The organism is Kitasatospora sp. NPDC004615 (assembly GCF_042873545.1).
Classification (GTDB): Bacteria; Actinomycetota; Actinomycetes; order Streptomycetales; family Streptomycetaceae; genus Kitasatospora.
In genome coordinates, this window is sequence record NZ_JBIALQ010000008.1 from 274,603 (window position 1) to 289,049 (window position 14,447).

At 71.6% G+C, this 14,447-nt stretch carries 16 protein-coding genes; 11 read left to right on the forward strand and 5 right to left on the reverse strand.

Features of this window, described 5'->3' with window-relative positions; all coding sequences use genetic code 11:
• Positions 1 to 345: 345 nt before the first annotated feature.
• Positions 346 to 1,419 carry a YihY/virulence factor BrkB family protein gene (locus tag ACFYS8_RS27470; protein WP_387645669.1) on the reverse strand — a complete coding sequence of 358 codons (1,074 nt, stop codon included), beginning with the start codon at positions 1,417 to 1,419 and terminating at the stop codon, positions 346 to 348.
• 304 nt (positions 1,420 to 1,723) lie between these two features.
• Between ACFYS8_RS27470 and ACFYS8_RS27475 the strand changes: the two genes are divergently transcribed.
• From ACFYS8_RS27475 to ACFYS8_RS27525, 11 genes are all read left to right on the forward strand, one after another.
• Positions 1,724 to 1,807: a putative leader peptide gene (locus ACFYS8_RS27475; RefSeq protein WP_318264789.1), complete on the forward strand. Its 84-nt coding sequence runs from the start codon at positions 1,724 to 1,726 to the stop codon at positions 1,805 to 1,807.
• Positions 1,808 to 1,999: 192 nt separating this feature from the next.
• Complete coding sequence (locus ACFYS8_RS27480; protein ID WP_387645670.1) at positions 2,000 to 3,733, forward strand: nitrite/sulfite reductase; 1,734 nt, start codon at positions 2,000 to 2,002, stop codon at positions 3,731 to 3,733.
• Positions 3,734 to 3,833: 100 nt separating this feature from the next.
• Entirely contained in the window at positions 3,834 to 4,010 is a 177-nt protein-coding gene (locus ACFYS8_RS27485) for a hypothetical protein (RefSeq protein WP_387645673.1), read from the forward strand.
• Positions 3,994 to 4,692, forward strand: coding sequence for a phosphoadenylyl-sulfate reductase (locus tag ACFYS8_RS27490; RefSeq protein WP_387645676.1), 699 nt, complete (start codon positions 3,994 to 3,996; stop codon positions 4,690 to 4,692). Before ACFYS8_RS27485 ends, ACFYS8_RS27490 begins: the two co-directional genes overlap by 17 nt.
• Positions 4,693 to 4,735: 43 nt before the next feature.
• The gene (gene cysC, locus ACFYS8_RS27495) at positions 4,736 to 5,302 is read left to right on the forward strand and encodes an adenylyl-sulfate kinase (RefSeq protein ID WP_387645678.1); all 567 of its coding nucleotides are present in this window, start codon (positions 4,736 to 4,738) and stop codon (positions 5,300 to 5,302) included.
• Positions 5,303 to 5,307: 5 nt separating this feature from the next.
• Positions 5,308 to 6,237: a sulfate adenylyltransferase subunit CysD gene (gene cysD, locus ACFYS8_RS27500; RefSeq protein WP_387645980.1), complete on the forward strand. Its 930-nt coding sequence runs from the start codon at positions 5,308 to 5,310 to the stop codon at positions 6,235 to 6,237.
• 8 nt (positions 6,238 to 6,245) lie between these two features.
• Positions 6,246 to 7,556, forward strand: a complete 1,311-nt coding sequence (locus tag ACFYS8_RS27505) for a sulfate adenylyltransferase subunit 1 (RefSeq protein ID WP_387645981.1) — start codon at positions 6,246 to 6,248, stop codon at positions 7,554 to 7,556.
• Between the two features lie 225 nt (positions 7,557 to 7,781).
• On the forward strand, positions 7,782 to 8,924 hold the full coding sequence (locus ACFYS8_RS27510; RefSeq protein ID WP_387645680.1) for an aliphatic sulfonate ABC transporter substrate-binding protein: 1,143 nt from the start codon (positions 7,782 to 7,784) through the stop codon (positions 8,922 to 8,924).
• 140 nt (positions 8,925 to 9,064) lie between these two features.
• Positions 9,065 to 9,868, forward strand: a complete 804-nt coding sequence (locus ACFYS8_RS27515) for an ABC transporter ATP-binding protein (protein ID WP_387645683.1) — start codon at positions 9,065 to 9,067, stop codon at positions 9,866 to 9,868.
• Complete coding sequence (locus ACFYS8_RS27520) at positions 9,855 to 10,742, forward strand: ABC transporter permease (protein ID WP_387645686.1); 888 nt, start codon at positions 9,855 to 9,857, stop codon at positions 10,740 to 10,742. Before ACFYS8_RS27515 ends, ACFYS8_RS27520 begins: the two co-directional genes overlap by 14 nt.
• 287 nt (positions 10,743 to 11,029) lie before the next feature.
• Entirely contained in the window at positions 11,030 to 11,743 is a 714-nt protein-coding gene (locus tag ACFYS8_RS27525; protein WP_387645984.1) for a sirohydrochlorin chelatase, read from the forward strand.
• A 90-nt stretch (positions 11,744 to 11,833) separates the two neighbouring features.
• Here ACFYS8_RS27525 and ACFYS8_RS27530 read toward each other — a convergent pair whose 3' ends face one another.
• The 4 genes from ACFYS8_RS27530 to ACFYS8_RS27545 all read right to left on the reverse strand — a co-directional run bounded on the left by ACFYS8_RS27530 (position 11,834) and on the right by ACFYS8_RS27545 (position 14,357).
• The gene (locus tag ACFYS8_RS27530; RefSeq protein ID WP_387645689.1) at positions 11,834 to 12,439 is read right to left on the reverse strand and encodes a hypothetical protein; all 606 of its coding nucleotides are present in this window, start codon (positions 12,437 to 12,439) and stop codon (positions 11,834 to 11,836) included.
• Between the two features lie 28 nt (positions 12,440 to 12,467).
• Positions 12,468 to 13,403, reverse strand: coding sequence for a WXG100 family type VII secretion target (locus ACFYS8_RS27535; RefSeq protein ID WP_387645691.1), 936 nt, complete (start codon positions 13,401 to 13,403; stop codon positions 12,468 to 12,470).
• Positions 13,400 to 13,726: a type VII secretion target gene (locus tag ACFYS8_RS27540; RefSeq protein ID WP_387645694.1), complete on the reverse strand. Its 327-nt coding sequence runs from the start codon at positions 13,724 to 13,726 to the stop codon at positions 13,400 to 13,402. Before ACFYS8_RS27540 ends, ACFYS8_RS27535 begins: the two co-directional genes overlap by 4 nt.
• Positions 13,727 to 13,865: 139 nt before the next feature.
• Complete coding sequence (locus ACFYS8_RS27545; protein WP_387645696.1) at positions 13,866 to 14,357, reverse strand: hypothetical protein; 492 nt, start codon at positions 14,355 to 14,357, stop codon at positions 13,866 to 13,868.
• Positions 14,358 to 14,447: the final 90 nt, after the last annotated feature.

Sequence of the window (14,447 nt, forward strand, 5' to 3'; positions counted from 1 at the left end):
GGCGACACCGGTCCGAGGTCGGCCGCGGACCGAGGGGTACAGGACTCGATGAACTTCTGAACGCGGGAACCAACACCTGCAAGGACAGGCCTCACGGTCCTCACCTCCTCTTCTTGCGACACGCCTCGCGCACCCCGCCCTGGGGCGCCCTCGATCGGCGGACGCCACGCTAGTACTCCCCCGCCCCCTCCGCCACCGAATTTCCGCACCACCCGCGCCGACCCTCACCGCCCCTGTAGCGCAAGGCAGTTGACACGCAAGTCCGGGACATCCCCGGCAGACGCGAAGCGGCCCCCGCCCGTACCGGAAGGTACCGACGGGGGCCGCTCCTTGGAGCCCGGGATCTCAGCGCTGCCTGCGCCGCACCCGGCCGAGCCGGCGTTTGACGTCGTCGTGCGGGAGGAAGCTCGCCCAGCGTTCGGGGTACTCGCTCGGCACCGGCTCGTCGTCGTCCTCGTCGAAGAGGTCCTCGTCGTGGCCTTCGGCGAGGCCGAACTGGCGGGTGCGTTCGGCGCGTTCGGCGGCGCGGCGGGTGGCGGCCTCGCGGCCGCGCTGGACGGCGGCGTCCTCGGTGAGGCGTTCGACCTCGGCGCGGGCGTCGGCGGTTTCGACGGCGGGCCAGCGGCGGTCTATGGCGGCGTTCATCGCGGCGCCGATCAGGACGGCGAGCGCCACCACGAAGATCCACAGCAGTACGGCGACGGGGGCGGCGAGCTGCCCGTACACCGAGTGGCCTTCGACGGAGCTGACCAGGTAGAGCCGCAGGGCGACGCTGCACACCACCAGGACGAGGAGGGCGACGAGCGCACCGGGGATGTCCTCGCGCCAGGGCGTGCTGACGGGGACGGCCACGTGGTAGAGGGTGGTGAGGAAGACGATCAGCAGCATGATCGCGGCGGGCCAGTAGAGCGAGGTGATCACTCCGGCCCAGCTCTGGAAGGTGTTGATCAGCAGTCCGGGCCCGGTGACCAGCAGTGGCAGTACCAGGGAGCCGATCACCAGTGCGCCGAGGTAGAGGCCGAGCGACATCAGCCGGGTCTTGACCAGGCCGCGTTTGCCGTCGAGGCCGTACATCACGGTGATGGTGTCGATGAAGATGTAGAGGGCGCGGGAGCCGGACCAGAGCGAGAGCAGGAAGCCGATCGAGATCAGGTCCGGCCGGGCGCTGCCGAAGACGTCGTCGAGCAGGGGTTGGACGATCTGGTCGATCGAGCCCGGTGAGAGCACCGTCCCAGCTGCTGAGATGACGTCCGCCTTGAGCCGCACGATGGTGCCGGCGCCGAGGATGTCGTCGAGGTAGCCGAGGGTGCCGGCCAGGCAGAGCAGCAGGGGCGGGATGGAGAGGAGCGTGAAGAACGCCGCCTCCGCCGCGAGTCCGGTGACGCGGTACTCGACGCAGGTGTTGGTGGTGTCCTTCACCAGCGCCCACAGGGTGCGGTACCAGGTGGTTCGCTTTACGGCCCGGCGGCGGCCGCCGCGACGACGGGACTGCCGGTCGGCGGTCGGACCGGCCCCCCCGGGCGGATGCGGAGTACTGCCTGCTGCTTGCACGTCCCTACGGTATCGGCCCGCACTCGCCGACCGATGCGCCACTGCCGGGAACCGACGGACCACAGGGCGTGGAGCGGCCCGGGCCGGCCGACCGTCCCGGAATGCGGAACGTTCAGGTCCAGGATTCGGACGTTAGTGGACCTCGAGTCGCCAGCCGTGCGAATCTCTTGCCATGTCTAGCGCCGGTACCACCCTAGTTGGCCGACTCCACGTCGACCTCCTTCGCGTGTCCAGCGCCATCTGTCCGGTGACCTGAGCCCCACTCGCACGCCGCCCCGCACCGGCGCCCTGCCCGCGCATCCCCGCCGTCGCGGATGCGCGCACCCTCGACACCCGGCCCAGCGTCACCCCTCCCGCCGCCTGCTGAATTCCGCAGGTGGGAGCGGGGCACGCCCGGGAATCGGCCAGCACCCCCCGCACCTGCCAAGCCGCTCAAAGGACTGACACCATGGCCCGCACTCCCGAGCCGGAAGCGCCGGACGAGCCTCAGGCCGGCGCCGCCGTCGCGGCCCGCCCCGCCGCCCGCAAGGTGACCCGCCACCGCGGCGAGGGCCAGTGGGCGATGGGGCACTACACCCCGCTCAACGCCAACGAGCAGATGAAGAAGGACGACGACGGTCTCAATGTGCGGACACGCATTGAGACGATCTACTCCAAGGGCGGCTTCCACTCGATCGACCCGGCCGACCTGCGCGGCCGGATGCGCTGGTGGGGCCTGTACACCCAGCGCCGCCAGGGCATCGACGGCGGCCGCACCGCGATCCTGGAGCCGCACGAGCTCGAGGACGAGTACTTCATGCTCCGGGTGCGGATCGACGGCGGTCAGCTGACCGTCCCTCAACTGCGCGCCATCGGCGAGGCGTCCGAGCAGTACGCGCGCGGCACCGCCGATGTGACGGACCGCCAGAACGTCCAGTTCCACTGGGTGCGGATCGAGGACGTCCCGGCGATCTGGGAGAAGCTGGAGTCGGTCGGCCTGTCCACCACCGAGGCCTGCGGCGACTGCCCGCGCGTGGTGATCGGCTCGCCGGTGGCGGGCCTCGCCGCCGACGAGATCATCGACGGCAGCTGGGCGATCGACGAGATCAACCGCAAGTACATCGGCAACCCCGAGTACTCCAACCTGCCGCGCAAGTTCAAGACCGCGATCTCCGGCTCCCCGCTGCTGGACGTGGTCCACGAGATCAACGACATCGCGTTCGTCGGCGTGGTCCACCCCGAGCACGGCCCTGGCTTCGACCTGTGGGTCGGCGGCGGCCTGTCCACCAACCCGAAGCTGGGCGTCCGGCTCGGCGCCTGGGTGCCGCTGGCGGACGTCCCGGACGTGTGGGCCGGCGTGGTCGGCATCTTCCGCGACTACGGCTACCGCCGCCTGCGCAACCGGGCCCGGCTGAAGTTCCTGGTCGCCGACTGGGGCCCGGCCAAGTTCCGGCAGATCCTCCAGGACGAGTACCTGAAGCGGGAGTTGACGGACGGCCCGGGCCCGGAGCAGCCGGCCGGACGCTGGCGCGACCACGTGGGCGTCCACCCGCAGAACGACGGCCGCTTCTACGTCGGCTTCGCGCCGAAGGTCGGCCGGCTGAACGGCAAGCTGCTCCAGCAGGTCGCCGACCTAGCCGCCGAACACGGCTCGGGCCGGCTGGCCACCACCGTCGAGCAGAAGCTGATCGTGCTGGACGTCGAGCAGGAGCAGATCGACTCGCTGGTGGCCGGCCTGGAGGCGCTCGACCTGCGGGTCACCCCGTCCACCTTCCGGCGCGGCACGCTGGCCTGCACCGGCATCGAGTACTGCAAGCTCGCGATCGTCGACACCAAGGACCGCGGCCGCACCCTGATCGACGAACTGGAGCGCCGCCTGCCGGAGTTCGACGAGCCGCTGAGCATCAACATCAACGGCTGCCCGAACGCCTGCGCCCGCATCCAGACCGCCGACATCGGCCTCAAGGGCCAGCTGGTCACCGACGAGAACGGCCGGCAGGTCGAGGGCTTCCAGATCCACCTGGGCGGCTCGCTCGGCTTCGAGAACGCCGCGTTCGGCCGCAAGATCCGCGGCCTGAAGGTCACCAGCGCCGAACTGCCCGACTACGTCGAGCGCCTGCTGACCCGCTACCAGGCGGACCGTCAGGACGGCGAGCGCTTCGCCCAGTGGGCGGTGCGGGCGAGCGAGGAGCAGCTGTCGTGAGCGAGCGAAGCATGGGGGTCCCCCCGGCCGAAGGCTGGGGGAGAACCAATAGGGCAGCGCGTTCTCGCGAAGCGACCACCGAGCGCAGCGAGGTGGGTGCATGAGCGAGCGAGCGGCACCCTTCTACTGCCCGTACTGCGGGGACGAGGACCTGCGCCCGTCCGAGAGCGGCCACGGCACCTGGGAGTGCCGGGCCTGCCGCCGGGGGTTCCAGCTGAAGTTCCTCGGGCTGTTGTCGACTTCCGACGGGGGGACCGGGAATGACGACCGCGACTGACTACGAAGCGATGGCCGTCAAGGCCGGCCGGGAGCTGGAGGAGGCCTCCGCGCAGGAGATCCTGCGGTGGGCGGCCGACACCTTCGGCAAGCGGTTCTGCGTCACCTCCTCGATGGAGGACGCGGTGGTCGCCCACCTGGCGTCCACCGCGCTGCCCGGCGTGGACGTGGTGTTCCTGGACACCGGCTACCACTTCGCGGAGACCATCGGCACCCGGGACGCGGTCGCCGCGACCATGCCGGTCAACGTGATCACGCTGACCCCGAAGCTCACCGTGGCCGAGCAGGACGCCCAGTACGGGCCGCAGTTGCACGACCGCGACCCGGACCTGTGCTGCTCGCTGCGCAAGGTCGAGCCGCTGAACCGCGGCCTGGGCGGGTACGACGCCTGGGCGACGGGACTGCGCCGCGACGAGTCGCCGTCCCGCGCCAACACCCCGGTGGTGGCCTGGGACGCCAAGCGCCGCAAGGTGAAGCTCGCCCCGATCGCCCGCTGGACGCAGGACGACGTGGACGCCTACGTGCAGGCCAACGGGGTACTACTGAACCCGCTGCTGTGGGAGGGCTACACCTCGATCGGCTGCTCCCCGCTGTCCTGCACCGCCAAGCCCGGCGAGGGCGAGCAGGGCCGGGCCGGCCGCTGGGCGGGCTCCGGCAAGACCGAGTGCGGCATCCACCTCTGAGCACCACTTGATCCACCGTCACCGACTGTCAGGAGTAACCACCGTGACCACCGCCGACACCCCGGCAGCGGGCCGCGAGCGCGGCGCCACCGTGTGGCTGACCGGGCTGCCCAGCGCCGGCAAGACCACGCTGGCGTTCGCGCTGGCCGAGCGGCTGCGCGCCGAGGGCCACCGGGTCGAGGTGCTGGACGGTGACGAGATCCGCGAGTTCCTCTCCAAGGGCCTCGGCTTCTCCCGCGAGGACCGGCACACCAACGTCACCCGGATCGGCTTCGTCGCCGAGAAGCTCGCCGCCAACGGCGTCAAGGTGCTCGCCCCGGTGATCGCCCCGTTCGCGGACTCCCGCGCCGCGGTGCGCGAGCGGCACGCCGCGAACGGCACCGAGTTCCTGGAGATCCACGTCGCCACCCCGGTGGAGCTGTGCTCGGAGCGAGACGTGAAGGGCCTGTACGCCAAGCAGGCCGCCGGCGAGATCTCCGGTCTGACCGGCGTCGACGACCCGTACGAGGCGCCCGGGAAGCCGGAGTTGCGCCTCCAGACGCAGGGCCGGACGGTGGCCGAGTCCGCCGACGAACTGCACGCCTTCCTGACCGAGAGGGGCCTCGCGTGACCACTGTGACCGACAGCCCGGTCCGTACCGACGACACCCCCTTCGCGCTGTCCCACCTGGACGCGCTGGAGGCCGAGTCGGTGCACATCTTCCGCGAGGTGGCGGGCGAGTTCGAGCGGCCGGTGATCCTGTTCTCCGGCGGCAAGGACTCCATCGTCATGCTGCACCTGGCGCTGAAGGCGTTCGCGCCCGCCCCGGTGCCGTTCGCGCTGCTGCACGTGGACACCGGCCACAACTTCCCCGAGGTCCTCGAGTACCGCGACCGCACCGTGGCGCAGCACAACCTGCGCCTGCACGTGGCCTCCGTCCAGGACTTCATCGACGACGGCCGGCTCCGCGAGCGCCCCGACGGCACCCGCAACCCGCTGCAGACCGTGCCTCTGCTGGACGCCATCGAGTCGAACAAGTTCGACGCGGTCTTCGGCGGCGGCCGCCGCGACGAGGAGAAGGCCCGCGCCAAGGAGCGGGTGTTCTCGCTGCGCGACGAGTTCGGCGCCTGGGACCCGCGCCGCCAGCGCCCCGAGCTGTGGTCGCTGTACAACGGCCGGCACGCGGTCGGCGAGCACGTCCGGGTCTTCCCGCTGTCCAACTGGACCGAGCTGGACGTGTGGCAGTACATCGAGCGCGAGGGCATCGCCCTCCCCGAGATCTACTACGCCCACCACCGCGAGGTGTTCAAGCGCGACGGCATGTGGCTGACCGCCGGCGAGTGGGGCGGCCCGAAGGAGAGCGAGAGCACCGAGACCCGTCTCGTCCGCTACCGCACGGTCGGCGACATGTCCTGCACCGGCGCGGTCGACTCCGACGCCGACACCATCGAGGCCGTGATCGCCGAGATCGCCGCCAGCCGCCTCACCGAGCGCGGCGCCACGCGGGCCGACGACAAGCTGTCCGAGGCCGCCATGGAAGACCGCAAGCGCGAGGGGTACTTCTAACCGTGACCATCGACACCTCCACCTCCCTCCTGCGCTTCGCCACCGCCGGGTCCGTCGACGACGGCAAGTCCACCCTGGTGGGCCGGCTGCTGCACGACTCCAAGTCGGTGCTGGCCGACCAGCTGGAGGCCGTCGAGCACGCCTCCCGCCGCCGCGGCCAGGAGGCGCCCGACCTGGCGCTGCTCACCGACGGCCTGCGCGCCGAGCGCGAGCAGGGCATCACCATCGACGTGGCGTACCGCTACTTCGCCACCGCCCGGCGCCGGTTCATCCTCGCCGACACCCCCGGCCACGTGCAGTACACCCGCAACATGGTGACCGGCGCGTCCACCGCCGAACTCGCCGTCGTCCTGGTCGACGCCCGAAACGGCGTCGTCGAGCAGACCCGCCGGCACGCCGCGGTCGCCGCGCTGCTGCGCGTCCCGCACGTCGTGCTGGCCGTCAACAAGATGGACCTGGTCGACTACGCGGAGCCGGTCTTCGCGCGGATCGCCGAGGAGTTCACCTCCTACGCCGCCTCGCTCGGGGTCAAGGACGTCGTCGCGGTGCCGATCTCGGCGCTCGCAGGTGACAACGTGGTCGAGCCGTCCGGGCACATGGACTGGTACGGCGGCCCGACCCTGCTGGAGCACCTGGAGACCGTCCCGGTCGGCTCCGACCCGAGCACCGAGCCGGTCCGGTTCCCGGTCCAGTACGTGATCCGGCCGCAGAGCGAGGAGCACCACGACTACCGGGGCTACGCCGGGCAGTTGGCCTCCGGCGTGCTGCGGGTCGGCGACCCGGTGACGGTGCTGCCCTCGGGCCACACCACCACCGTCGCGGCGATCGACGCGCTCGGCGTCGAGACCGAACTCGCCCGGGCCCCGCAGTCGGTGACGGTCCGCCTCGCCGACGACCTCGACATCTCCCGCGGCGATCTGATCGCGTCCGGGTCAACCGCCTTGCCCAGCAAGGACATCGAGGCGACGGTCTGCCACCTGAACGAGCGCCCGCTGCACGTCGGCGCGAAGGTGCTGCTCAAGCACACCACCCGCACCGTGCGCGCGCTCGTCAAGGAGATCAGCTACCGCATCGACATCGACACTCTCGAACAGCGCTCCGGCGCCGAGGGGTTGAACGTCAACGACATCGGCCACGTGGTGCTGCGCACCGCCGAGCCGCTGGCCCTCGACCCGTACCGCGACAACCGGCGGACCGGCTCGTTCATCCTGATCGACCCGGCCGACGGCACCACGCTCACCGCCGGCATGGCGGGCGAGGCGTTCGACACCACCCCCGTCAGCACCATCGACGCTTCCACTGAGGAGGACTGGGTCTGATGCCCAGCGAGGCGTTCTCGGGCATGGACAAGGAAGGCGGCCGCATCGGCAGCGGCGTCCTCGGCAGCGGCCAGGGCGGCCTGACGCGATGTGAGGGCTGACAGGGGACCTAGCCCCTGTCGCCGGGCCCGCAGCCGCCGCACCTTCCCACAGCAGGTACGGCGGGGGCGGCCCGGCCCCGGTCAGGCACGACCGTCTTCCTTCTCCACGAACGGGACACCTCTCATGGCACCCAGCTCCCTGCCCACCCATACCCAGGCCCGCCCCACCGCCGGCCGGATCAGACGCGCCGCCGTCGCGACCGTCGCCGTCCTCACCGCGGCCGGCCTGCTCACCGCCTGCGGCTACGGCTCCAAGAGCGACGACAAGGCCTCGGCCGCCCCCGCCGCGTCCGGCGCGAAGCTGTCCGCCGACACCGTGAAGATCGGCTACTTCGCCAACCTCACCCACGGCACCGCGCTGGTCGGCCTCAAGCAGGGCATCCTCCAGCAGGAACTCGGCGGCACCCAGATCAAGACCCAGGTCTTCAACGCCGGCCCCGCCGAGATCGAGGCGCTGAACGCCGGCTCCATCGACATCGGCTGGATCGGCCCCTCCCCGTCGATCAACGGCTACACCCAGTCCGGCGGCAAGTCCCTGAAGATCGTGGGCGGTTCGGCCTCCGGTGGCGTCAAGCTGGTGGTCAACCCGGCGAAGATCACCTCGGTGGACGAGCTCAAGGGCAAGCGGATCGCCACCCCGCAGCTCGGCAACACCCAGGACGTCGCCCTGCTCAACTACCTTGCGGGCAAGGGCTGGAAGGTCGACGCCAACACCGGCGACGGCGACGTCAAGGTGATCCGCAGCGACAACAAGGTCACCCCCGACGCCTACAAGTCCGGCTCCATCGACGGCGCCTGGGTCCCCGAGCCGACCGCCTCCAAGCTGGTCACCCTCGGCGCGAAGGTCCTGCTCAACGAGAAGGACGTCTGGCCGGACAAGAAGTTCGTCATCACCAACATCATCGTGTCGCAGAAGTTCCTCACCGAACACCCCGACGTGGTGGAGGCCGTCCTGCGCGGCTCGGTGAAGACCAACGCCTGGATCAAGGCCAACTCCGACCAGGCCAAGGCCGTCGCCAACGAGCAGATCAAGGCCGACGCCGGCAACGCGCTGGACGCCGCGGTCCTCGACCCGGCCTGGCAGGACATCGACTTCATCGACGACCCGCTGGCCAACACCCTGCAGGCCGAGGCCGACCACGCCGTCACCGCCGGCCTCCTGAAGAAGCCGAACCTGGCCGGGATCTACGACCTGACCCTGCTCAACAAGGTGCTCGCCGCGGCCGGGCAGCCCGCCGTCGCCGACGCCGGCCTCGGCGCCAAGTAGCCCTCCGGAAGCCCTCCCAGGCCCCGGCGTCCGTCTCGCGCCCGCCCACCCGATGCCCACTCGCCGGGCGGGCGCGGGACGGACCCCGGCCACCGCACCCCGCCCCTGCCCTGCCCGGCCCACACCCGCAGGAGGTGCCCGTGACCACGGCACTGACCACCTCGCCCGACGCCCCCGGCGCAGAACACCCGGACAGCGACTTCGCCGTCCGGATCTCGCACGTGCACAAGACCTTCGGCCGCCCCGGCACCGCCGCCCCGGTCCTGGACGACATCAACCTGACCGTCGCCCCCGGCGAGTTCGTCACCCTCCTCGGCGCCTCCGGCTGCGGCAAATCCACCCTGCTCAACCTGGTCGCCGGCCTCGACCGGCCCACCTCCGGCACCATCGACGTCCCCGGCGGCCGCCCCGCCCTGATGTTCCAGGACCACGCACTCTTCCCCTGGCTCACCGCCGGCAAGAACATCGAACTCGCCCTCCGCCTGGCCGGCGTCCCCAAGACCGAACGCCAGACCGAGGCCGAACGCCTGCTCGACCTGGTCCGCCTCGGCGGCTCCTACAAGAAGCGCGTTCACGAACTCTCCGGCGGCATGCGCCAGCGCGTCGCCCTCGCCCGCTCCCTCGCCCAGGGCTCCCAAGTCCTGCTGATGGACGAGCCGTTCGCCGCCCTCGACGCCATCACCCGGGACGTCCTGCACAACGAGATCACCCGCATCTGGGCCGAACGCCGGCTCGCCGTCCTGTTCGTCACCCACAACGTCCGCGAAGCCGTCCGCCTCGCCCAGCGCGTCGTCCTGCTCTCCTCCCGCCCCGGCCGGATCGCCCGCGAATGGCGCATCGACCTGCCCCAGCCGCGCCGCATCGAATCCGCCGGGGTCGCGGATCTGTCCATCGAGATCACCGAAGAACTGCGTGGGGAGATCCGCCGCCATGTCCAGCACTGACACCCTCCCCGCCGCCGACGACTCCGCGGGTGTCGAGGCCGGCCTCGACGCACTCGAAACCGTCCACGCCACTCGCGCGCCCCTCTCCGTCGTCCTGCGCCGGTCGGTCCTCCCGCCCGTCCTCGGCGTACTCCTCGTCCTCGCCGCCTGGCAGCTCGCCTACAGCCTCCACCTCACCACCCCCGACAAGCTCCCCAGCCCCGCCGACGTCTGGGACTCCCTCACCGAACTCTGGTACGCCGGAACGCTGTTCTCCATCATCTGGACCAGCGTCTGGCGCGGCCTCTCCGGCTTCCTGCTCTCCGTCCTGATCGGCACCCCCATCGGCCTCCTGGTCGCCCAGGTCAAGCCGGTCCGCGCCGCACTCGGCCCCGTCCTCTCCGGCCTCCAGTCCCTCCCCTCGGTCGCCTGGGTCCCCGCGGCCGTCATCTGGCTCGGCATCAACAACTCCGCGATGTACGCCGTCATCCTCCTCGGCGCCGTCCCCTCCATCGCCAACGGCCTCATCGCCGGCGTCGACCAGGTCCCCCCGCTCTTCCTCCGCGCCGGCCAGACCCTCGGCGCCACCGGCCTGGCCGGCGCCCGCCACATCCTGCTCCCCGCCGCCCTCCCCGGCTACCTCGCCGGCCTCAAGCAGGGCTGGGCCTTCTCCTGGCGCTCCCTCATGGCCGCCGAACTCATCGCCTCCTCACCGGACTTGGGCCTCGGCCTCGGCCGCTACCTCGAGAACCAGCGCGAGTTCACCAACATGTCCGGCGTCCTCCTCGGCATCCTCCTCATCCTCACCGTCGGCGTCGCCATCGACCTCCTCTTCTTCTCCCCCCTCGAACGCCGAGTCCTCCGCAGCCGCGGCCTCCTCGTCACCACCCGATAGATCCCATGACCCCCCGCCGTGCCCTGACGCCCGAGGGCACCCCTGCGAACCGTCGTCAGTCAGGCAGCGACCTGACGCCGGACAGCACCCTCACGCCCCGTCAGGAGCGCAGCGACCTGACGCACAGAACCCCCGCGCCCCGCCAGGGGCGCTGGGGGCACCTCCCAGCCGAAGGCGAGGGGGCGGAACTGCGCGCGGCGGAAGGCGACTTCCCACAGCCGCGCACCTCGCCCACCCCCACCCGCCGCTCGCACCCAGCAGGCGAGCAACCACCACGCCCCCTCCTCCTGCTCGCGCACGGCTCCCGCGACCCCCGCCACGCCGCCACCGTCGAGGCCCTCGCCGACGCGATCCGCGCGCTCCGCCCCGAACTCCCCGTCACCACCGCGTACCTGGACCACTGCGCCCCTCGCATCGCCCAGGTCGCCCCGCGCCTCACCGACGCGATCGCCGTCCCCCTCCTCCTCAATCGTGCCTTCCACGCCAAGCACGACATCCCGGCCGCCCTCCGCGCCGCCGGCTCCGCCATCCCGGTCGCCGACGTCCTGGGCCCGTCCCCGCTCCTCCTCGACGCCCTCGACCGCCGCCTCGCCGAGTCCGGCCTCGACGTCACCGACCCCACCGTCCGCGCCCGCACGGGAATCGTCCTGGCCGCCGCCGGCTCCTCCGACCCGGCCGCCAACGCCACCACCCGCGCCGTCGCCGCCACTTGGCAACGCACCCGAGGCTGGGCCGCGGTCACCACCGCCTACGCCTCCGCCACCACCCCAACGGTCACCGACGCCCTCGCCACCCTCCGCGCCGACCCGGCCGTCCGCACCACCGCCGTCGCCCCGTACCTCCTCGCCCCGGGCCTCCTCCCGGACCGCATCGCCACCGCCGCAGCCCCGGCCGACCACCTCGCAGCCACTCTCGGCGCGGCCCCCGAACTCGCCCGCCTCGTCCTCACCCGCCACGCCGAGACCGCCGCCACCAGCACCTCAACGGCCCGCACCGCCTGACGTCTCACCACAGCGGGGCCAAGTCACCACTGCCACGGGGACATCCCCGGCCGAACGGCATTCCCCGCCACGAAATTCCGACCGGAGGCATCAGCCCCCGAGCGCCGCGAACGCCGCAGCCAGTTCGTCCGCCGCCGACGGCAGCGGCGTCGTGACGCCGACCCACGAGCCGTCGCGGAAGTGCACGTCGAGGCGGCCCCGCTGCGTGACGCCCTTCGCGTTGCGCTGAGCCCCGGCGATCTCATCGCGCGGGAGTTCGAACTGCAGGGCGTGCTGTTCGGTGAGCTGCCAGAGCTTGGCGCGGTCGGCGAGCAGCAGCAGCCGCCGGCCGGTGAGGACGAGCAGCGCGCTGCCGTTCGCGCCGTCCTCGTGGAGGCGGACGACCAGGCGGCCGGCGGTGGTGTGCCAGTCGCCGGCCATGCCCTTGCCGTGCCAGACGGAGTCCGGCACGGCGTCCATCATCCGGTCCTCGACGGCGCCGACGCCGGCGGAGACGGGGTTGACCACCGCGTATGCGCGCCGCAGCAGGGTGAACGGCTTGGCCAACTTCTGTTCCAGTTCGCCCGGTTGGCGCGGGGTCAGCAGTGCCTCGGGCGGTCGCGGAATGCCGGGCGCCAGCGAGACGGGGGCAGCGGCCAGCAGCTCCTCGCCGGCGGCGAGGAACGGCGTGGCGAACTGGCGGTCCCGGTCGAGCACGGTGGTCCTCCTGAATGTGGTGGGTGGCTCAGCCGAAGGCGTCCTCGAAGCGGCGGCGGCGCTCCTCGGGGCTGAGGTCGGGTGCCTGGGCGGGCTGCGCGATGCCGGCGCGTTGACGGAGGCCGGTGCTGGGGCCGCGGTTGCCGCTGATCCGGTCGTCGGCCTCGTCGGCGACGATTCCGGCGCCGCTCTGGGTGATCTGCTGGAGCGCTTCGCCGGCCGGGTTGCCGGTCAGGCCGATGCCGTGCAGGCCTCCCTTGCCGATCATCTTGACGCCCGTCTTGGCCAGGTACGCCTCGACGTCGAGCGGCTTGTTCCAGGTCCAGGGCTTCTTCGGGTTGAGGTGCGGGCGCTTGGAGACGGCCTTGAGTGCCTTCATCGCGTCGGCGATCTTCTTCAGCGCGCTGGCGAGTTTGCGCACCAGGTTGGCTATCCGGGCGCTGGCGATGGCGCCCTCGGCGGCGGCCGCGGCGGCTTCGGCGGCCAGCGAGATGCCGGCGGTGATCACGCTGAAGGCGAGCGACGCGGCGAGCGTGATGATCGCCCATTCGATCAGCTCGCGAATGATCGTCTCGACCAGGTCCTGTGCCATCCGGGCTTCGGCGGCGGCTTCGGTGAGGAGTTCGGCGGTGGCCTCCATGTCCTCCGCCTCGTCCTCCAACGCCTGCTCGTACTCGGCGAGTTCACGCTGGAACGCCTCGGACGCCTCACCCTGCCATTCGCCGGCCAGGGCGGCCCGGTCGCGGCGCTGGTCGGCGATCACCTCGCGCAGTTGCTCGGCCTGCTTCTGCCACAACTGGGCGGCGGCTTCCAGGCCTTCGGGGTCGCCGGTGACGAACTCCAGCGGCTCGGCGAGGGGTTCCACGATGGGGCGCATGATCTCGTCGATCAGGCTGCCCAGCGGGGTCATCCAGTCGTTGATCTTCGTGTAGGCGTCGACGGCGCCCGCGATCGGCCCGCTCATCCGTCCAGCCCTCCGGCGATCGCCTGCATGGTGCGCCCGATGCCCTCGTCGGTGCGTTCGTACGCGCCGGCCATGCCGTCGGCGTATTCGGCGATCCGGTCCATGGTGTCGGAGGCGGCCCCGGCGTTGTCGATCGCCGCCTCGGAGCGTTCCACGTAGTCGCGGCCGGTTTCGTCGGACTCCGGGAGTTTCCCGAAGGCGGACGGCGACAGCTGGTGTCCGCCGAGTTCGGCGCGGATCGCCCGCAGCCGCTCGGCCCGTTCGGTACTGGTGCGGGCGAACCGGCGCAACGCGTCCGGATCGACCGTGAACTCCCCCGCCATGTCGGCGTACCTCTTCCCCGTTGCCAAGGTCCGATGGCATGGGCGAAGGCATAGGCGACACCATGCGCAGACCATGAATTTGCAAAGAAGCTAACACGGCGCGGCCCCCAAGTGGTACCCCTGCACGCCCTGCTGACGCTCAGTCGGCCAACCGCTCCCGCACCCACGGGTCGACGCAGCGCTCGGCCGCCTCCCGACGGACCGCCAGGAACCGCTCCGCCACGGGCCCGTCCCCGGCGTCCGCCCACCGCCACGCACCCACCGCGCACACCTGCCGCAACGGGTCTCCGCCCTCCACCGCCGCCACCAGCTCCTCCTGCAGCCGCCGCCGACCGCCCACCGTCAGCAGCACCTGCGCCAGCCAGCGCGGCGAGGACGGGTCGTCGTCGGCCAGCAGCGCGGCCAGCACCAGCGGGTAGCAGTGGTGCGCGGCCGCCCGGTCCGCGCTCAGCCGCCGGTACGCGGCCTGCCGCTTGTGCCCGATCCGGTGGTACTGCGCGTAGCCCGGCGCCTGCGCGTCGAGCCGCGCCACCCGGTCGTCCTGCGAGGTGTCGCCCACCGCCTCGCCGAGAGCCTCGAGCAGGGCGTCCAGCGCCGCTTCCTGCGCGTCCAGCCGCACGTGCTGCTCCATCGACGTCTCCTCATCTCCCGCGGACTCCCGCCGAATACTTGCAGGCGCGGGAATTTGCGCATTTCGACTAAGCTTGTACGGAGTGAAGCG

What these genes read in the sequence shown, in the direction of transcription:
- ACFYS8_RS27545 (WP_387645696.1), bottom strand. Translation starts at nt 14,357, where the DNA reads ATGGAGCAGCACGTGCGGCTGGACGCGCAGGAAGCGGCGCTGGACGCC.
- ACFYS8_RS27485 (WP_387645673.1), top strand. Translation starts at nt 3,834, where the DNA reads ATGAGCGAGCGAGCGGCACCCTTCTACTGCCCGTACTGCGGGGACGAG.
- ACFYS8_RS27540 (WP_387645694.1), bottom strand. Translation starts at nt 13,726, where the DNA reads ATGGCGGGGGAGTTCACGGTCGATCCGGACGCGTTGCGCCGGTTCGCC.
- ACFYS8_RS27490 (WP_387645676.1), top strand. Translation starts at nt 3,994, where the DNA reads ATGACGACCGCGACTGACTACGAAGCGATGGCCGTCAAGGCCGGCCGG.
- ACFYS8_RS27535 (WP_387645691.1), bottom strand. Translation starts at nt 13,403, where the DNA reads ATGAGCGGGCCGATCGCGGGCGCCGTCGACGCCTACACGAAGATCAAC.
- ACFYS8_RS27510 (WP_387645680.1), top strand. Translation starts at nt 7,782, where the DNA reads ATGGCACCCAGCTCCCTGCCCACCCATACCCAGGCCCGCCCCACCGCC.
- ACFYS8_RS27475 (WP_318264789.1), top strand. Translation starts at nt 1,724, where the DNA reads ATGTCTAGCGCCGGTACCACCCTAGTTGGCCGACTCCACGTCGACCTC.
- ACFYS8_RS27480 (WP_387645670.1), top strand. Translation starts at nt 2,000, where the DNA reads ATGGCCCGCACTCCCGAGCCGGAAGCGCCGGACGAGCCTCAGGCCGGC.
- ACFYS8_RS27520 (WP_387645686.1), top strand. Translation starts at nt 9,855, where the DNA reads ATGTCCAGCACTGACACCCTCCCCGCCGCCGACGACTCCGCGGGTGTC.